Source organism: Solimonas flava DSM 18980 (genome assembly GCF_000426685.1).
Taxonomy (GTDB): domain Bacteria; phylum Pseudomonadota; class Gammaproteobacteria; order Nevskiales; family Nevskiaceae; genus Solimonas; species Solimonas flava.
Map to the genome: position 1 here is coordinate 101,976 of NZ_AUFV01000008.1, position 18,297 is coordinate 120,272.

General features: G+C 70.6%; 20 protein-coding genes. 14 read left to right on the forward strand and 6 right to left on the reverse strand.

The genetic code is table 11. The annotated features are described in order from the left end of the window. The first annotated feature begins 188 nt into the window (after positions 1–188). Entirely contained in the window at positions 189–1,130 is a 942-nt protein-coding gene (locus K343_RS21555) for a thiamine pyrophosphate-dependent enzyme (RefSeq protein ID WP_051278112.1), read from the forward strand. 25 nt (positions 1,131–1,155) lie between these two features. Here the strand turns inward: K343_RS21555 and K343_RS0109480 are convergent, their stop codons facing one another. Further along, positions 1,156–1,773, reverse strand: a complete 618-nt coding sequence (locus K343_RS0109480; RefSeq protein WP_154662497.1) for a hypothetical protein — start codon at positions 1,771–1,773, stop codon at positions 1,156–1,158. A 117-nt stretch (positions 1,774–1,890) separates the two neighbouring features. Between K343_RS0109480 and K343_RS21560 the strand changes: the two genes are divergently transcribed. From K343_RS21560 to K343_RS0109535, 11 genes are all read left to right on the forward strand, one after another. Beyond that, entirely contained in the window at positions 1,891–2,247 is a 357-nt protein-coding gene (locus tag K343_RS21560) for a hypothetical protein (protein ID WP_051278113.1), read from the forward strand. Between the two features lie 109 nt (positions 2,248–2,356). After that, the gene (locus K343_RS0109490; RefSeq protein ID WP_028007873.1) at positions 2,357–3,409 is read left to right on the forward strand and encodes an agmatine deiminase family protein; all 1,053 of its coding nucleotides are present in this window, start codon (positions 2,357–2,359) and stop codon (positions 3,407–3,409) included. A gap of 4 nt (positions 3,410–3,413) precedes the next feature. Further along, on the forward strand, positions 3,414–4,304 hold the full coding sequence (locus K343_RS0109495) for a carbon-nitrogen hydrolase (protein ID WP_154662498.1): 891 nt from the start codon (positions 3,414–3,416) through the stop codon (positions 4,302–4,304). 92 nt (positions 4,305–4,396) lie between these two features. Continuing rightward, entirely contained in the window at positions 4,397–6,034 is a 1,638-nt protein-coding gene (locus K343_RS0109500) for a Na+/H+ antiporter (protein ID WP_028007875.1), read from the forward strand. Between the two features lie 50 nt (positions 6,035–6,084). Further along, the gene (locus tag K343_RS0109505) at positions 6,085–7,248 is read left to right on the forward strand and encodes an acyl-CoA dehydrogenase family protein (RefSeq protein ID WP_051278114.1); all 1,164 of its coding nucleotides are present in this window, start codon (positions 6,085–6,087) and stop codon (positions 7,246–7,248) included. 183 nt (positions 7,249–7,431) lie between these two features. After that, entirely contained in the window at positions 7,432–9,576 is a 2,145-nt protein-coding gene (siaA, locus tag K343_RS21565) for a biofilm regulation protein phosphatase SiaA (protein WP_084615801.1), read from the forward strand. After that, positions 9,566–10,105 (forward strand): biofilm regulation protein kinase SiaB, encoded by a 540-nt coding sequence (gene siaB, locus K343_RS0109515; RefSeq protein WP_028007877.1) that lies wholly within the window; start codon positions 9,566–9,568, stop codon positions 10,103–10,105. The genes siaA and siaB overlap by 11 nt, the downstream gene beginning before the upstream one ends. 18 nt (positions 10,106–10,123) lie before the next feature. After that, positions 10,124–10,507: a biofilm regulation phosphoprotein SiaC gene (gene siaC / locus K343_RS0109520; RefSeq protein WP_028007878.1), complete on the forward strand. Its 384-nt coding sequence runs from the start codon at positions 10,124–10,126 to the stop codon at positions 10,505–10,507. Continuing rightward, positions 10,504–11,319, forward strand: a complete 816-nt coding sequence (gene siaD, locus K343_RS0109525; protein ID WP_028007879.1) for a biofilm regulation diguanylate cyclase SiaD — start codon at positions 10,504–10,506, stop codon at positions 11,317–11,319. Before siaC ends, siaD begins: the two co-directional genes overlap by 4 nt. A gap of 131 nt (positions 11,320–11,450) precedes the next feature. Further along, complete coding sequence (locus K343_RS0109530; RefSeq protein ID WP_028007880.1) at positions 11,451–12,602, forward strand: acyl-CoA dehydrogenase family protein; 1,152 nt, start codon at positions 11,451–11,453, stop codon at positions 12,600–12,602. Positions 12,603–12,620: 18 nt separating this feature from the next. Continuing rightward, the gene (locus tag K343_RS0109535) at positions 12,621–13,295 is read left to right on the forward strand and encodes a helix-turn-helix domain-containing protein (RefSeq protein WP_028007881.1); all 675 of its coding nucleotides are present in this window, start codon (positions 12,621–12,623) and stop codon (positions 13,293–13,295) included. Here K343_RS0109535 and K343_RS0109540 read toward each other — a convergent pair. Continuing rightward, complete coding sequence (locus K343_RS0109540) at positions 13,288–14,202, reverse strand: sterol desaturase family protein (RefSeq protein WP_028007882.1); 915 nt, start codon at positions 14,200–14,202, stop codon at positions 13,288–13,290. The two genes, K343_RS0109535 and K343_RS0109540, sit on opposite strands and share 8 nt — an antisense overlap. A gap of 163 nt (positions 14,203–14,365) precedes the next feature. Between K343_RS0109540 and K343_RS25290 the strand changes: the two genes are divergently transcribed. Beyond that, a complete protein-coding gene (locus K343_RS25290; protein ID WP_084615802.1) occupies positions 14,366–14,509 on the forward strand; it encodes an acyl-CoA dehydrogenase family protein in 144 nt (47 codons plus the stop codon). On the opposite strand, the gene K343_RS24855 is transcribed toward K343_RS25290, so the two are convergent. Together K343_RS24855 and K343_RS0109550 are read right to left on the reverse strand one after the other, a co-directional pair. Beyond that, the gene (locus K343_RS24855) at positions 14,452–14,598 is read right to left on the reverse strand and encodes a hypothetical protein (protein ID WP_154662499.1); all 147 of its coding nucleotides are present in this window, start codon (positions 14,596–14,598) and stop codon (positions 14,452–14,454) included. The genes K343_RS25290 and K343_RS24855 overlap by 58 nt on opposite strands. A gap of 65 nt (positions 14,599–14,663) precedes the next feature. Then, complete coding sequence (locus K343_RS0109550) at positions 14,664–15,674, reverse strand: 2-hydroxyacid dehydrogenase (protein WP_028007883.1); 1,011 nt, start codon at positions 15,672–15,674, stop codon at positions 14,664–14,666. Positions 15,675–15,839: 165 nt separating this feature from the next. On the opposite strand from K343_RS0109550, the gene K343_RS0109555 reads away from it, so the two are divergent. Beyond that, positions 15,840–16,994, forward strand: coding sequence for an MFS transporter (locus K343_RS0109555; RefSeq protein ID WP_051278115.1), 1,155 nt, complete (start codon positions 15,840–15,842; stop codon positions 16,992–16,994). Here K343_RS0109555 and K343_RS0109560 read toward each other — a convergent pair. Further along, positions 16,945–17,436 carry a hypothetical protein gene (locus K343_RS0109560; RefSeq protein WP_028007885.1) on the reverse strand — a complete coding sequence of 164 codons (492 nt, stop codon included), beginning with the start codon at positions 17,434–17,436 and terminating at the stop codon, positions 16,945–16,947. The two genes, K343_RS0109555 and K343_RS0109560, sit on opposite strands and share 50 nt — an antisense overlap. A 77-nt stretch (positions 17,437–17,513) precedes the next feature. Further along, entirely contained in the window at positions 17,514–18,233 is a 720-nt protein-coding gene (locus K343_RS0109565; RefSeq protein ID WP_028007886.1) for an SDR family oxidoreductase, read from the reverse strand. Positions 18,234–18,297: the final 64 nt, after the last annotated feature.

Genomic DNA, 18,297 nt, shown 5'->3' on the forward strand with positions numbered 1-18,297 from the left:
GCACGCTCGGAAACTCGCTCGCGACGCACCGGGGGATGTCCCGCAGCCTTGGGTGAATTCCCGAATGGCTGCCCCCCGGCACGCAGCGGAGAATCGGTCGCCGACAGCGCACGTCACCCGGGCCCCGCGCGGGCCCGGGTGATTCAGGGAGACGACGTGCGGACAACGACAACGATTCAGGACCGCGCGTGATCCATTCCGATCCTGCGGCGACGCGCGTCGCCCGCTTCCAGGTCTTCCTCACGCAGTTTCTCGATGCGGAAGGACAGGTGCGGGCCCCGCTGCCGGACTTCGCGCGCCAGCCCGACACCTTGCGCGCGTTCTACCGGGCGATGGTCGAGGCGCGCAGCTTCGACAAGAAGGCCGTCGCCCTGCAGCGCGCCGGGCTACTGCGCCACTATCGGAGCGGGCTCGGCCGCGAGGCGATCGGCACCGCCATCGGCCATGCGCTGCGCGCCGACGACGTGCTCGTGCCGGCGCACCGCGAATGCGCGGCGCTGCTGATCCGCGGCATGGCAATGCCCGCGCTGCTGCGCCGCTGGGCCGGCGCCGACGACGACGGCGAAGCGCTGCCGCAGGCGGTCGCCGCGGCGCGCGCCGCTCGCGACGAACGCAGCACCCGCGTCGTGCTGCTGTCCTGCGACGATGCGATCGTCGACGAGCCCTTCATCGCCGCCGCGACCGCGGCGACGCAGGCCAATCTGCCGATCGTGCTCGTGATCGCCAGCCCGCAATGGCCGGTGCCGGCGGCGAGCGCCACGCTCGCGCATCGCGCGCTCGCCGCCGGCGTGCATGCCGAGCTGGTCGACGGCAACGATATCGTCGCCACGCATTTCACCTTCGTCCGCGCCGTCGAGCGCGCGCGCCGCGGCGGCGGCCCGACGCTGATCGAGGCCCTGAGCCCGCGCCTGCGCGACGGACACGGCGACGACGCCGCGCGCCGGCGCTCGGCCGACGAGCTGCGCGCCGCCTGGGAGCGCTGCCCGATCCGGCGCCTGAAGCGTTACATCGAGAGTCAGAACCTGTGGTCGATCGAGCAGGAAGAAGCGCTGCTGATCGACGCCGGCGAGAAGGTCGAAGCCGCGGCGCGCGCCTTCATCGCGCAGACGGACGCCGCCGGCACGGTCTGACCGCGCACGGGCCGGCGCGACGCCGTCAGCGCGCGCGATCCTTGCCGAACACGCCGCCGATCGTCACGCCGATGAAATCGCTCCGCGCGTTCAGATTGCCGTGCAGACCCAGTTCGAGCCCGCGCGCCGGATAGAGCAGCAATTCCAGCGGCACGCCGACGATCGGCCGCTGACGATCATTGGCGACATCGGTCAGCCGGCTGAGGCCGGCGAAGGCGTAGGCCCGCGTCGAACCGAGCGCCATGCCGACTTCGCCCGCCACTTCCTCGGCAGTGTTGTTCGTGTCATCGGTCAGCCCGTTCGCACGCAGCCGCGCAGCGACGCGCGAGCCGGCCGTCAGCGCCGCATAGACTTCCCAGCCACCGGTCTTCTGCGCCTGCGTCTTCGGCTGACCCGCCGGCGCGCCGTAATCCTGCCCGTCGTAGTAGCCGGCGCCGAGCGACGCCCAGGCGTCGGCGCCCGGCTGCGCGTAGGCCGCCGGCGCGATGCCGAGCATGACGATCCCGCACCACCCCCGCCCCGCCCGGTCTGGCGATCCATCGCGACGCCCCCCTGTTCCGATCGAATATTTCTTGGTGAACGGTCGGCCTCGCAGCCAGACCGCGTGCGCTGCGGCAGCCGGCCACCGCCGCCGCTCGCGCACGCCGTCTCAATGCAATCAGGCGCGCTCGCGGTCCGATGCAAGACCGTCCCCGGGGGTTTCGAAAACGACGCCGGCCGATGCTATAGTCCGCTCAAGCTTTGGGGGCCAAGTCTTTTTATGCGCAAGACTTTTTGTGGGGCGCTCGCACTCGCCGCGAGCCTGGCGGCCGGTTTGGCCGGACCGCTCGCCAGTGCCGAACAGCTGGACCTGCCGCCGGCCGAAGCGGCGCCGCAGAGCCGACCGATCGTGCTGCCGCAGCGCGGCCAGACGCAGGCCAGCGTCCTGCGCGAGTTCGGCGAACCGCACACCCGCCACGCGCCGGCCGGCGGCGGCAGCGCGAAGCATCCGCCGATCACGCGCTGGGACTACGACGGCTACTCGGTGTTCTTCGAGCGCTCGACGGTGATCGACGTGGTCACCAAGGGCGACCCGCCGCCGCTGTCGCATGTCGACGAACTGAAGCCGGCGCAATAGCGAGCGGACGTCGTCGCACGGTAAAATCGGTTTCGCATGATCCGGGGCGCGCAAGCGCCCCGGATCGTTTTGCGCGCTACCCTCCCCTCGCCACGACCGTTCCGCGCCGATGACCGCCCCGTCCCCGATCGTCACCGCTTCCGTCCTGCCCGCCGAATGGGCCCCGCAACGCGCCGTGCAGCTGACCTGGCCGCGCCCCGAGGGCGACTTCGCGCGCCACTTCGAAGCCGTCGAGGACACCTTCCTGTCGATCGCCGTGGCGATCACCTACTTCGAGGATCTGATCATCGCCGCCGGCCCCGATCTGGAGGCGCTGCGCCAGCGGCTGGTCGAAGGCGGCGCCAAAGCCGAGCGCCTGCATCTGTATGCGGTGCCGGCCAACGACGTCTGGGCGCGCGACCACGGCCCGATCACGGTGTTCCGCAACGGCCGGCCGGTGCATCTCGACTTCGTCTTCAACGGCTGGGGCGGCAAATTCGACGCCACGCTCGACGATCGCGTCACGCGCGAGCTCGCGGCGCAGCAGGTCTGGCAGGCGCCGGTCGAATCGCTCGACTTCGTCCTCGAAGGCGGCGGCATCGAATCGGACGGCGAAGGCACGCTGCTGACCACCGAGCGCTGCCTGCTGGCCAGGACCCGCAACCCGCAGTTCGACCGCGCGCAGATCGAGGCGCGGCTGCAGCAGTGGTTCGGCGTCGAGCGCGTGCTGTGGCTCAAGCACGGCGACCTGATCGGCGACGACACCGACGGCCACATCGACACCGTCGCGCGCTTCTGCGACGCGCGCACGATCGCCTACCAGGCCTGCGACGACGAGCAGGACGCGCACTACGAAGACCTCAAGGCGATGGAGGCGGAGCTGCGGGCGCTGCGCACGCGCGACGGCGCGCCCTACAAGCTGGTGCCGCTGCCCTTGCCGCTGCCGGTCTTCGACGAGGACGGCCGGCGCCTGCCGGCCGGCTATCCGAACTTCCTGATCCTGAACGGCGCGGTGCTGGTGCCCACCTACGGCGATCCGAACGACGCCGTCGCCCTCGAACGCCTGCGCCCCTGCTTCCCGGGACGCAAGGTGATCGGCATCGACTGCCGCGCCCTGATCCAGCAGTACGGCAGCCTGCATTGCGTCACCATGCAGATTCCCAGCGTCCCCGCCAGCGAGTGAAGCGATGAGCCAGAACAAGAACCTGCGCGTCGGCATCGTCCAGCAGCCGTGCACGCCGGAGCGCGACATCAACCTGAAGATGTCGGAGGAAGGCATCCGCGCGGCGGCGGCCGGCGGCGCCCGGCTGGTGCTGCTGCAGGAGCTGCACACCTCGCTGTACTTCTGCCAGCACGAATCGACCGAGCTGTTCGACCTCGCCGAGCCGATTCCCGGCCCGTCGAGCGCCTGGCTCGGCGCGCTCGCCAAGGAGCTGGGCGTCGTCATCGTCGGCTCGCTGTTCGAGCGCCGTGCGCCGGGCCTCTACCACAACACCGCGGTGGTGCTCGAAACCGACGGCAGCCTCGCCGGCATCTACCGCAAGATGCACATCCCCGACGATCCGGGCTACTACGAGAAGTTCTACTTCACGCCCGGCGACCTCGGCTTCACACCGATCGACACCAGTGTCGGCCGTCTCGGCGTGCTGGTCTGCTGGGACCAGTGGTATCCGGAAGGCGCGCGCCTGATGGCACTGGCCGGCGCCGACCTGCTGCTGTACCCGACCGCGATCGGCTGGAACCCGCAGGACGACGACGACGAGAAGGCGCGCCAGCGCGACGCCTGGGTGACGATCCAGCGCGCGCACGCCGTCGCCAACGGCCTGCCGGTGCTGGTCGCCAACCGCGTCGGCTTCGAGCCCGATCCGACCGGCCAATGGCCGGGCGCGCAGTTCTGGGGGCACAGCTTCATCGCCGGACCGCAGGGCGAGTTCATCGCCAAGGCCGGCGAAAAAGCCGATGTGCTGCTCGCCGACGTCGATCTGCAGCGCAGCGAGAACGTGCGCCGCTGGTGGCCGTTCCTGCGCGACCGCCGCATCGACGCCTACGGCGACCTGAGCCTGCGCTTCCGCCGCTGAAACTCCGCGTGACGATGCCGGCCTCCTCGCATCCCGACGCCTGCCGCGCCGCGCCCGGCGGGCGCTGAGCGCGAGCGGCCCACGACCGGCATATGGGCTCGATAGAAGTCGCCCTGTTCATGCTGCTCGCCGTGCTGGCGAGCGGGTACGTAGTCCGCGTGCTGCCGTTCTCGCTGCCGCTGCCGCTGGTGCAGATCGGCCTCGGCGCGATCATCGCCGGCAGCTTCAACCGCGGCGTCGGTCTCGATCCGGACATCTTCTTCCTGCTGTTCCTGCCACCGCTGCTGTTCCTCGACGGCTGGCACATTCCCAAGGACGGGCTGTTTCGCGACCTGCCGGTCGTGCTCGAACTGGCGCTCGGTCTGGTGCTGTTCACCGTGGTCGGCGCCGGCTTCATGATCCACTGGCTGATCCCGGCGATCCCGCTGCCGGTCGCCTTCGCGCTCGCCGCGATCCTTTCGCCGACCGACCCGATCGCGGTCTCGTCGATCGCCGCACGCGTGCCGATCCCGAAACGGCTGATGCACATCCTCGAAGGCGAGTCGCTGCTCAACGACGCGTCCGGCCTGGTCTGTTTCCGTTTCGCCGTCGCCGCGGCGATGACCGGCGGCTTCTCGCTGGCCTCGGCCTCGCTGACCTTCCTGTGGCTGGCGGCGGGCGGCATCGCCGTCGGCCTCGGCTTCACCCTGGGGGCGACGCGCGCGCAGCAATGGCTGTCGCGGCATTTCGGCGAGGAAAGCGGCGCGTCGATCCTGCTCAGCCTGCTGATCCCGTTCGGCGCCTATCTGATCTCCGAGCACATCGGCGCGTCCGGCATCCTCGCCGCGGTCGCCGCCGGCATCACGATGAGCTACGTCGAGCTCAGCGGCACCGCGCTGGCGACCACGCGCGTGCAGCGCACGGCGGTATGGGACACCGTGCAGTTCGCGCTCAACGGCATCATGTTCGTGCTGCTCGGCGAGCAGCTGCCGCGCATCCTGCGCGACGCCGTGACCTCGGTCGAACAGAGCGGCCACGTCAATCCGTGGTGGCTGGCCGTCTATGTGCTGGCCATCACCTTCGGCCTGTTCGCGCTGCGCCTGCTGTGGGTCTGGGGCTCGCTGCGCGTCAGCCTGTTCAAGACGCGGCACCGGCCGCGCGCCGAGCGGCGCCCGCACTGGCGGCTGATCGTCGCGACCTCGCTGGCCGGCGTGCGCGGGGCCGTGACGCTGGCCGGCGTGCTGACGCTGCCGCTGGCGCTGCCCGACGGCAGCGCGTTCCCGGCCCGCGACCTGGCGATCTTCCTCGCCACCTCGGTGATCCTGGTATCGCTGCTGCTGGCCAGCGTCGGTCTGCCGCGCCTGCTGACCGGCCTCGAACTGCCGGCCGAGCCGGAAACGCATCGCGAGGAAGACCACGCCCGGCGCAGCGCGGCGCGCGCCGCGGTCGCCGCCATCCGCCAGGCGCAGAGCGCGCACTCGCGCACGCCGAGCGACGTCGAGCTCTACACCAGCGCCGCGGCCCGCGTCATCGCGCTCTATCAGCGCCGTCTGGCCGAGCAGACGGCGCCGGTCGGCGTCGCCGCCGGCCAGCTGCGCCGCGCCGACGACGCCGAACGCGAGCTACGCCTGGCCGGCCTCGCCGCCGAACGCGAGGCGATTTTCGCGCTGGCCCGCCATGGCCGCATCTCCGACGAGGTGTCGCGCAAGCTCGTGCGCGAGATCGACCTGATCGAGGCGCGCTACCGCTAGCCGCGGCGTCGGCACGGCGCGGCCGTCTGCCGCCGGCGCGCTCCCGTATCATGCGCGCACCCATTTTCCGGAGATTGACCTTGAGCAACGAGCTGGAACTGTTCCGCGACACGGTGAAGCGCTTCTTCGCCGACCACGTCGAGCCGCACTACGAGCAGTGGGAGAAGGCCGGCATCTTCCCGAAGGAACTCTATCTGCAGATGGGCGAAGCCGGCCTGCTCTGCGTCGACCAGCCCGAGGAATACGGCGGCATCGGCGCGCCGTTCGAATTCTCCTGCGTGGTCGTCGAGGAAGCGGCGCGCATGGGCTTCCTGGCGCTGGCCTCGAACCTGACGGTGCACTCCGACATCGTCGCCCCGTACATCCTGCACCTCGGCAGCGAGGCGCAGAAGCAGAAGTATCTGCCGAAGATGGCGAGCGGCGAGTGCATCGGCGCGGTCGGCATGACCGAGCCGGGCGCCGGCTCCGATCTGCAGGGCATGAAGACCAGCGCCCTGCCCGACGGCGACGACTACGTCATCAACGGCTCGAAGACCTTCATCACCAACGGCCAGCACGCCGGCGTCGTCGTGCTGGCGACCAAGACCGACCCGAAGGCTGGCGCCAAGGGCACCACACTGTTCACCGTCGACACCTCGCTGCCCGGCTTCAAGCGCGGCCGCAACCTCGACAAGATCGGCCTGCACTCGGCCGATACCTCGGAACTGTTCTTCGACAACCTGCGCGTGTCCAAGGACGACGTGCTCGGCCGCCTCGGCGGCGGCTTCGGCCACCTGATCGACGAGCTGCCGCGCGAACGCCTGGTGCTCGCCGTCTCGGCCGTGGCCCACGCCCAGGGCGCGCTCGAGAAGACCATCGAGTACGTGATCACGCGCAAGGCCTTCGGCCAGCCGATCGCCGCGTTCCAGAACACGCGCTTCGAACTGGCCAAGATCAAGACCGATATCGAAGTGCACCGCGCCTACATGGAGAAGTGCACGGCGCTGTACGCCGAAGGCAAGATGGACGTGCCGACCGCGGCGATGATCAAGCTGGCGACCACCGAGATGGAAGGCCGCGTCACCGACGCCTGCCTGCAGCTGTTCGGCGGCTACGGCTACATGACCGAATACCCGATCTCGCGCTACTTCGTCGACGCGCGCATCCAGCGCATCTACGGCGGCACCAGCGAAATCATGAAAGAGGTCATCGCCCGCTCGCTCGTCGGCCGCTGAAGTCCGTCCCGCCGATGCGCGCGGCCCTCCTGCCGCGCGCATCGGCGGCGGCAGCGCCGGAACCATCCGGGAACCGGCACCGGGCGCGGCGCACGCCCGGCCGCACGACGGGATGGATTATCTAGTGTCTGCACTTGCCGGTCGCCGATACAGTCGACGGCTCGCTCCCCCCAGGATCAGCGCATGATCGCCAGCGACTACGGCCAGCCCCCCGCACGTGTGCCGCCCGACGAGACCGCCCGCCGTCCGACCGACGCCGGGCCGCCGTCGCCGCCGGCCGACGGCCCCCGCCCGCGACGGCGCCTGGGCCTGCGCGGCCGCTCGGCGCTGGCGCTGGCGCTGTGCGTGCTGGTGGTCCTTGCGCTCGCGCTCGCCGCCGGACTGGCGGCATTGCAGGCGATGGAGCGCAGCCAGGGTCTGGCGCTGTCGCGCAGCACCACCGAATACAACAAGTTGCGCATCGTCGCGCCGGTCGCGCAGGAACTGGCGCTGGCGCAGCGTTTCGCCGACTCGGAGATCACCCGCGCCTGGCTGCGCGACGAGGACGATCCGCACAAGCGCGCCATGTTCTTCGCCGAGGCCGAGCGTTACCGGCGCGCCTTCGCCGATCATTCCTACTTCATCGCCTCGGAACGCTCGCACCGTTACTGGTTCAACGACGGCCGCACCGCCTTCAGCGATCAGCCGCGCTACGTGCTCGATGCCGCGCGCAGCGAATACGGCTGGTACTTCACGCTGATCGCCGCCCCCCGCGATGCCGACCTGAACGTCGACTTCAATCCGGGCCTCGGCCTGTTCAAGGTCTGGATCAACCTGGTGATCCGCGACGGCACGCGCGTGCTCGGCGCCGCCGGCACCGGCCTCGATCTGACGACTTTCATCCGTCACCTGACTGAGGGCGCGGCCGCCGGCGTGACGCCGATGCTGCTGGCGACGGACGGCAGCATCCAGGCGCATCCCGACCGCCGCCTGATCGCCGACGGCAGCGGCACGGGCACCCGCATGCTGCACCGCTCGATCGATACGCTGCTCGACAGCGACGCCGACCGCGCGACGCTGCACGCGGCGATCGCCGCCGCCGTCGCCGCGCCGGACGCGATCCAGTCGGTCGAAGTCAGGCTCGATGGCCGTCGCCAGCTGGTCTCGCTGGCGTACGCGCCGGACCTGCACTGGCTGGTCACCACCGCGGTCGACCCGGCGGCGGCGCGCGTCGTGACGACACGGCAGTGGCTGCCGCTGGCGCTCGCCGGTCTGCTGCTGCTCGCGCTGCTGATGCTGGCGATCATCGTCGCCGTGCATCGCATCGTGCTGCGCCCGCTGCTGCAGCTGACCGCCTCGGCGCGGCGCCTGGGCCGCGGCGACTACGCGCTCGAACTGCCCGAGCACGGCCACGACGAGATCGGCGAGCTGACCACGGCCTTCGCGTCGATGGCGGCCCGCATCCGCGAACACACCACGATGCTCGAGGCGCGCGTCGCCGCGCGCACCCGCGAGCTGAGCGAACTCAACGAGCAGATGGCGATCGCCTCGCGCAAGCTCGACGACAGTCTGCAGTACGCGCGCCTGATCCAGGACGCGATCCTGCCCGGTCGCGCGCTCGGCGAACGGCTCGGCGAGCGGCATTTCGTGCTGTGGCGGCCGCGCGACGTGGTCGGCGGCGATTTCTACGTGTTCCAGGCCGACGCCGACGGCTTCCTGATCGGCATCATCGACTGCGCCGGCCACGGCGTGCCGGGCGCGCTGATGACGATGATCGCCCACACCGCGCTCGGCATCGCCGTGGACGAACTCGGCCTGCGCGATCCGGCGGCGCTGCTGCAGCGCCTCGACGAGCGCGTCCGCGCGATGCTCGCCGCCGCCGGCGACGCCCGCATCGCCACGCGCATGGACGCCGGCCTCGCCTACGTCGACCTGCGCGGCCGCCGCCTGCGCTTCGCCGGCGCCAAAACCTCGCTCTACCGCAGCGACGGCCGCAGCGTCGACGAGCTGCGCGGCGACCGCCGGGCGGTCGGCGACCGCCATCGGGTCGCTTTCTCGAACCATGAATGCGCGCTGGCGCCGTATCATTACTTCTATCTGTGCAGCGACGGACTCCTCGATCAGGCCGGCGGCCCGCGCGGCTACAGCTTCGGCAGCGATGCGTTCCGCGACGCTCTGCTCGCCGAGGCCGGACAGCCGCTGGCCGCGCAGCGCGCGGCGCTGGTCGCCGCACTCGAAGCCTGGCAGGGCGGACGGCCGCAGCGCGACGACATCACCGTGCTCGGCTTCGCCGCGCCGGACGCCCCCTTCCCTCCTTCAGCCTCACGAGACGACGCCCATGAATCATGACGATCTCCGACTGATGCGGCAGAGCTACGACGAAAAGCGCATCCTGCTCTGCTTCAACGGCCCGTTCTCGCAGGGCCTGATCGAGGAGATCGGCAACGCGCTGCGCACCTACCTGGCCAGCGACGCCGCGACGAGCTCGGCGCTGGCCGACGTCTTCGCCTGCTACATCGAGATCACCCAGAATATCCGCAGCTATGCCCGCAGCCGCGGCTACGACGACGCCGCCGCGTCGGCGACCGTGGTCATCGGCCGCAACGACGAGCACCGCTACGAGATCCTCGCCGGCAACAACATCGAGGCCGCCGACGCCGGACCGCTGGTGGCACGAATCGAGCAACTCAAAGTCATGGACAAGACCCAGCTGAAAACGGCCTACAAGGAGCAACTGCGTCGCGAGCCGACGCCGGGCGGCGGCGCCGGCCTCGGCCTGATCGACATCGCGCGCAAGGCCAGCGCGCCGCTGTCCTGCTCGCTGCGCGACATTCCCGGCGACTCACGGCAGTTCTTCAGCCTGCGCGTCGTGATCTGAGGGCGAGGAATCCAGACCATGACGAACATCGAGATTGCCGCCACGCAGTCGACGCCCGCGATCAGCGCCGACGCCGGCGCCGGCCGCCTGACGATGCGCGGCGATTCCTATCCGGAAAACTCCTTCGCCTTCTTCGCACCGATCATCGAATGGGCCGAGCGGCGCCTCGCCGAAACCGGGGCGCTGGCCGTGGACCTGTACCTGCTGTACCTGAACACCAGCAGCGTCAAGGCGATGATGGATCTCTTCGACCTGCTCGAAGCCGCGCACCGTGCCGGCCGCCGGGTCTCGGTCCACTGGTACTACGATCAGCAGAACCTGCGCGTCGCCGAACTCGCCGAGGAGTTCAAGGAAGACTGCAGCTTCGCGTTCGAGATCATCGCCGAACCGACAGCCGGATGAAGGACGCAGACCGACTCGACGAAGAAGTCCGCGCGCTGCTCGCCGACGCGCGCCACGGCGGGCATCCGCTGCGCGACGCGCTGGAGCGCCTGCACCAGGCCTACCGCGAGCAGCGCGAGCAGGTCGCACGGCTGACCTGGATCTCCGACCGCTACCAGACCGCGGTGATGCAGGAGAACCGCCTGCTCAGCGCCCGCAACGAGCAACAGCAACGGCGCCTGGCGAAGATCGCGCGCATTTCCGACCGCTACCAGGAAATGCAGCGGGAGCTGGCGCGCGATCTGCGCAACTCGGCGACGCACGATGCCCTCACCGGCCTGCCGAACCGGCGTCTGATGCTCGAGGAACTGCAGGCCGCCGAACACCGGCGCGACTCCGGCTTCTCGCTGGCGCTCCTCGACGTCGACCATTTCAAGCAGATCAACGACGCCCACGGCCACGACGCCGGCGACCAGGTGCTGGTGCGCATCGCCGCCATGCTGCGCAGCCAGCTGCGCACCGACGACATCTGCGCACGCTGGGGCGGCGAGGAGTTCCTGCTGCTGTGGCCGGGGGTCGGCATCGACGCCGCGGTCGAGATCGCCGAGCGCATCCGCCTGGCGATCGAGCGCACGCCGTTCGAGGTACAAGGCCGCACGATGCGGCTGACCGTCAGCATCGGCGTCGCCACGCACCGCGCCGGCCGCGACAGCACCGATCTGATCAAGCGCGCCGACTTCGCGCTCTACGAGGCCAAGCACGGCGGCCGCAACCGCACGCTCGCCGCCGACCGCCTCGCGCTGTCCTCGCCGCCCGCCGCGCAGTCGGCGTAGGCGCCGGCCGGCCCGGCTACTGCGATCCGGGGATGCCGCGCCGCCCGTCCTGCGCGAACATCGGCGGCGCACGCCACTTTTTCCCTTTTCTCCCTTTTCTCCCTTTTCTCCCTGCCATCCGCCCGCCTGCCATGACCGCCGCCGAACCGCTTGCCGCCGAACTCTCCGACTGGCGCGACACCGTCCGCCGCTTCCTCGCCGACGAGGTCGAGCCGCACTACGAGCAATGGGAGAAGGACGGCATCGTGCCGAAGGCGCTGTACCACAAGCTCGGCGCCGCCGGCCTGCTCTGCGTCGACACGCCGGACGAGTACGGCGGCAGCGGCGCGCCGCTGGAGTTCGCGTTCGCGATCCACGAGGAAGCGGCGCGGCTCGGCTACATGTCGCTGTGCTCGAACATGATGATGCACTCCGACATCGTCGCGCCGTACATCCTGCACCTCGGCAGCGAGGCGCAGAAGCGCCAGTACCTGCCGCGCATGGTCAGCGGCGAATGCTTCGGCGCGCTGGCGATGACCGAGCCGGGCGCCGGCTCCGACCTGCAGGCGATCAAGACCTCGGCGACGCCGCACGGCGACGGCTGGCTGCTCAACGGCTCGAAGACCTTCATCACCAACGGCCAGCACGCCGGCGTCGTCATCGTCGCCGCCAAAACCGACCCGAAGGCCGGCGCCAAGGGCACCACGCTGTTCCTCGTCGATACCGATCTGCCGGGTTTCCGCCGCGGCCGCAACCTCGACAAGATCGGCATGCACGCAGCCGACACCTCGGAGCTGTTCTTCGACGACGTGCCGCTCGGCCCTGACGCCGTGCTCGGCCGCGTCGGCAACGGCTTCGGCCATCTGATCGACGAGCTGCCGCGCGAGCGCCTGATGCTCGCCGTCGCCGCCGTCGCCCACGCCGAGGGCGCGCTGGAACGCACGATCGCATACGTGCGCGAGCGCAAGGCCTTCGGCCAGCCGGTGTCGAGCTTCCAGAACACGCGCTTCGAGCTGGCGAAGATCAAGACCGACGTCGAAGTGCACCGCGCCTACTACGAGAAGTGCCGCCGGCTCTACGCGGAAGGCCGGCTCGACGTACCGACCGCGGCGATGATCAAGCTCGCGACCAGCGAAATGGAAGGCCGCGTCGTCGACGCCTGTCTGCAGCTGTTCGGCGGCTACGGCTACATGACCGAATACCCGATCTCGCGCTACTGGACCGACGCGCGCATCCAGCGCATCTACGGCGGCACCAACGAGATCATGAAGGAAGTCATCGCGCGCGCGCTGGTCGGCCGCTGAGATCGTGCGCAGCGTGCCGTGACGAGCGAAACCTGGTCCGGCACGCTGCATCTGGCGCGCGACTTCGCGCTGCTGCATGGCCGGGCCGGCACGACGGCGGCGCATGCGCACTATGCGCATCAGCTGCTGCTGTCGGACGACGCACCGATCGAGATCGCGATCGACGGTCGGCGTCTTGCGGGTACGCGCCTGCTGATCAGATCGCAGCAGGCGCACGCCATCGTCTCGGCACCCGCGGCGCTGCACGTCATCTATGCCGAGCCGCTGCGTCTGGACGCCGCGACGCTCGACGCCATCGCCCCGCCACCGGACAGCGCCGCCCTGCTCGGCACCCTGCAGGCCTTGCCGCGCCGCGCGCCCGTCGACGCGCGCATCGACGACGCGCTGGCCGAGATCGACGCCATGCTCAGCGGCAAGGTCGATGCCGGCGCTCTGGCAGGTCGCGTGCGGCTGTCGCTGAGCCAGCTCGAACGGCTGTTTTCCGCGCAAGTCGGCCTGTCGGTGCGTCGCCTCGTGCGCTGGCGCCGCCTGCGGCTGGCGCTGCAGCTGGCGCTGACGGGGCGAGCGCTGACCGTCGCCGCACACGATGCCGGCTTCGCCGATTCGGCGCATTTCTCGCGCGTCATGCGCGAACTGTTCGGGGTCCGCGCAGACCGCACGCTGGCCGGCCTGCACGTCGAGTTCGTCAGCTGATCGACCGGCTGCGGCACAGTCCCGGCGGCGGAGGCGGCGACGGCTGCTCGCGGCGCGATCGGAACGGCTCGACGAGCTGCGCCCAATAGCCGTCGGGATAGTCCGGGCGGCTGCCGATGCCGAGATCCTCGCTGGACAGCCGATGGCCGCGAGCGTCGAATGCCGTGCCCAGCAGATGATCCCAGGCCGTGAAGAACAGGCCGAAATTCACATCGCCGGCCTTGCCGTAGCGAATATGGTGATAGCGATGCACCGGTGCCCAGGCGACAAGGTGTCGCAAGGCGCCGATGCGCATGTCGACGTTGCTGTGCTGAAGCAACAGCTGCACAGCGATCGCAAAAGCCAGCACCGCCGCCACGTCCGCCGGCATGCCGATCAGCAGGAGCGGCGCGATGCCTGCGAGCGCCTCGACGGCCTGGTGCAGAGGATGCTTCATCAGGCCGTTGAACCCGTACAGGCGGCGCACGCTGTGATGCACCGCATGCAGGCGCCACAGCCACGGCACGCGGTGGCTGAGCCAGTGCGCGAGCGTGATGCCCAGATCGGCGACGACAATGGCCGCCAGCAGCTGCACCGCGAACGGCGCCTGCCAAAGCACCCGACCGACGGCCAGGCCCTGCCCCGGCAACGACGCGGCGACCAGCGGGATCGCCGCCAGTGCCAGACCGTTCGACAGCTCGTTGACCAGGGCATGCAGCAGATCGCGACCGCGATCGCCGTGATCGCGGTTCCAGCGCGGCTCGTAAGGCGCGCACGCCTCGGCGAGAAACGAGCACGCCAGAACCGCGCCGAACAGCGGCAGCAGCCAGACCGGCGCCAGGCCGCGCACGCCGATGGCATACGCAGCGACGCCGAGGCTGGCGCAGAACAGCAGTGGCGCATAAACGTATTGCAGCAACGTTTTCATGGTCGATATCCGCATCACGGGATGCACAGCGTCGCCTGCAAGCGCCGCCGCCGCTTGAAGAAACGGCGCATGCGGCGGGCGACCCACTGCGATCCGGTGATGCGTCCAGCCGCGGCGCGGCCGACCATGCGGGCCGCACCTTTCCCGTCTCCACTCGCCCGTCATGACTGCCGCCGAACCGCTCGCCGCCGAACTCGCCAACTGGCGCGACACGATCCGCCGCTTCCTCGCCGACGAAATGGAACCGCACTACGAGAAATGGGAGAAAGCCGGCATCGTGCCGCGCGAGCGGACGTGCCGCTCGTAGTCGATCGCGGTCGAGGCCTGCATCAGGTTGTCCATGATCGGATCGGCGACGGCGAGAATGTCGGCATCGCTGCGGCGGCTCAGGTCCACGTGCCCTCCGTCGGCTCGTCAGGTACGCCAGTGACGCCGATCCGCCCGGCGGCGGCGGGTACCGCTCAGTGCGCCGGCCGCAGCAGCGCCGGCGTCAGGCGGTTCGCGCAGACCCGGCCCTGCTCGACGTCGTCGACGTTGGCGAGCGTGGTCGCCGCGATCGCGGCGAGCGCTTCGCGCGTGAAGAACGCCTGGTGGCCGGTGATGACGACGTTCGGAAACGTCAGCAGACGCTGGAACACGTCGTCGGCGACGACCGTCGACGAGAGATCCTCGAAGAACAGATCGCCTTCCTGCTCGTAGACGTCGAGGCCCAGCGCGCCGAGCTGGCCGCTCTTCAGCGCGCGAATCACCGCCTCGGTGTCGAGCAGGCCGCCACGGCTGGTGTTGATCAGCATCGCGCCGCGCTTCATGCGCGCCAGCGCGGCCTCGTCGATCAGATGATGCGAATCCGGCGTCAGCGGGCAATGCAGCGAGACGATGTCGGACTCGCGCAGCAGTTCGGCCAGCTCGACGTAGTGCACGCCCTCGTCGAGCAGCGCCGGCGCCGGATACGGATCGCTGGCGAGGATGCGGCAGCCGAAGCCGCGCAGGATGTGCGCGAAGACGCGGCCGATGCGGCCGGTGCCGACCACGCCGACCGTCTTGCCGTACATGTCGAAGCCTTCGAGACCGTCGAGCAGGAAGTTGTTCTCGCGCACGCGGTTGTAGGCGCGGTGGAACTTGCGGTTCAGCGTCAGGATCAGGCCGACGGCGTGCTCGGCGACCGCATGCGGCGAATATTCGGGCACGCGCACGACGGTCAGCCCGCAATCCTCGGCGGCGCGCAGATCGATCTGATTGAAGCCGGCGCAGCGCAGCGCGATCAGCCGCACGCCGCGGCGCGCCAGCTCGCGCAGCGCCGGCGCGTCGAGCGCATCGTTGACGAAGGTGCACAACGCCGTGAAGCCGTCGGCCAGCGCCCAGGTCTCCGGCGCCAGCCGCGCCTCGACGAAACGCAGTTCGTGGCGGCCGGCATTGGCGGCCTCGAAGGCCCGGCGGTCGTATTCGCGGGCGCTGAAGAACAGGATACGCATGCCTCGTTCACCTTTCGTGCGGGTGCGGGAGTCGGCGCCGCGCGGCGCGACCGCGTCGCCGGACCACCCTGCCGTGCGCCTCGCCAACGGTCAAGGCTTCGCCGATTGGACAGGCGCCCGGCCTCGGCGTACGGTGCGCGCCGCCTTTGCCTGGAGCCTGTCCGGATGGACCGCCGTCGCGTCGCCGTCTGCCTCTGCGGCGCCGCCGCGTTCGTGCCCCTGTATGCGCCGCAGTCGCTGCTGCCGCTGCTGCGTCACTTCGTCGGCCAGAACGCGGCGATGGCCGGCGCCATCGTCTCGGCCGGCACCGCCGGCGTCGCCCTCGCCGCGCCGTTCATGGGCCAGCTCGCCGACCGTCTCGGCCGCCGCCGCGTGATCGTGCTCGCCGCCTTCCTCGCGGTGATCCCGAGCCTGCTGTCGGCGCTGGCGCCGACGCCGGCGCTGCTGGTCGCCGCGCGCCTGCTCGAAGGCCTGGCGCTGCCCGGCATCTTCGCGGTGACGGTCGCCTACACCGCCGACGAGTGGCCGCCGCTGGAAGCGCGGCCGATCACCGCGCTGTACGTCGCCGGCACGATCGGCGGCGGCTTCTCCGGGCGGCTGCTGTCGGGACTGGTCGCCGAATTCGCCGGCTGGCGCTGGGGCTTCGTCGCGCTGGCCGTGCTGCAGCTGGCACTGGCCGCGCTGATCTACGCCTGGCTCACGCCCGAGCGCGCGCGGCCGCGCGCCGGCCGGGAGGCGCGGCCGCGGCTCGCCGATCTGCTCGCGACGCCGGCGCTGCGCAGCGTCTACGCCGCCGGCTTCGCGCTGCTGTTCGCGCTGGTCGCCGGCTTCACCTACGTCTCGCTGCGCCTTGCCGAGCCGCCGTTCGGGCTCGGTCCCGGCGGCCTGTCGGCGATCTTCACGGTCTACCTGGTCGGCATGCTGACGACGCCGTGGTCCGGCCGCCTGCTGAACCGCTACGGCCACGCCACCGTGCTGGCCTGGGCCTGGGCGACGGCGATCGCCGGCCTGTGCGTGACGCTGCTGCCGTCGCTGGCGGCGGTGATCGTCGGGCTGATCCTGTTCTCGGCCGGGCTGTTCTTCGCACAGACGGCGGCGACGACCTTCGTCGGCGAGGCGATGCCGGCCGCGCGCGGCGCCGCGGTCGGCCTGTACGTGACGAGCTATTACCTCGGCGGCAGCGTCGGCGGCGTGCTGCCGGCGCCGCTGTGGAGCGCGGCCGGCTGGCCCGGCGTGGTCGCACTGATCGCCGCCGCGGGCCTGCTGTCGGTCATGCTCGGCCGCCGCGGCTTTCGTCGTCACGCGGCGGCGGCACGCTAGCGTCCGCCTCCCCGTCGTTGTCTTCGTCCGGCCCGGCCGCCGGGGCCGCGTCGTCCGCCGCGCGCCGCGTCGCCGACGGCTGCAAGTGCGCGGTCGCGATCTTCTTCAGCTCCGGCGGCAGCATCCACTCCGAGATCTCGTAGCCGGCCTGGTTCATCGCCCGCACCAGCGCTTCGACGTACTTGCCGTGGCCGCGCGTGCTGACCATGCTGCCCGGCCGCGACACCAGCGTGCCGATCTGCTCGAACAGGCGGCCGCGGTCGGTGACCATGTTGCCGGTCGCCGGTTTCGCCGCAGCCCATTTCTGCGCCTGATGGAATTCCTGCGTGAAGGTCACGAACGCGCCGCCGCCGTCGATGACGACCTGCACGATATCGCCCTGGCGGATGACGCGGGCGCGGCTGACGGCGGATTCGAACAGGTTCAACTGACGCTTGCTCATGACAGGACTTCCGGCCGCGGAGGCGCATTGTCGGCGACACCCGCCGACGGCGCCATCCGGCCGCGCGGCCGTTGCACTCACAGCAGGCGCATGCCGCCGTCGCATTCGAGGATCGCGCCGGTCATCATCGGATTTTCGATCAGGAAGCGGATCGCGTGCGCGACGTCCTGCGGCTGGCCGAGACGGCCGACCGGCGAGGCGCGCCGCTGCTCGGCGAACACCTGATCGCGCCATGCCGCCGGCACGCGATCCCACCACGCGGTCTCGATCACGCCCGGCGACACCGCGTTGACGCGCAGCGGCGCCAGTTCGCGCGCCAGCGCGCCGATCATCGCTTCGATCGCGCCATTGATGGCGGCCAGTCCGGCGGTGCCGGGATTCGCCATACGCGCCGAGATCGACGTAATGAACGTCAGGCTGCCGCCGGCGCGCAGCGCCGGCACGCTGGCCTGCGCCGCCTCGACCTGCGCCCAGAACTTCGCTTCGAAGCCGCGGCGCAGCGCCGCCAGATCGAGCGTGCGGAACTCGCCGGCGCCCTCGCCGCCGCTCAGCGACAGCACGACGTCATCGACCGGCCCGATCTCGGCGAACAGCGCGTCGAGCGCCTTGCGGTCGCCGCCGTCGAGCGCACGAATCCGCACCGCGCCGGCCAGCGGCGCCACGGCCGATGCGAGCCGCTCGCGGTTGCGCGCGACGGCCATCACCTCGGCGCCGTCGCGCGCGAACTGCCCGACCGCCGCCAGCCCCACGCCGGACGAACCGCCGATCACCACGATCTTCCTGCCCCTGATGTCCATCTTCGGTCTCCGGTCGGGGAAGCGTTGCCGGCCATGCTCGGTGCTAGGCTGCCATCAGGCCAAT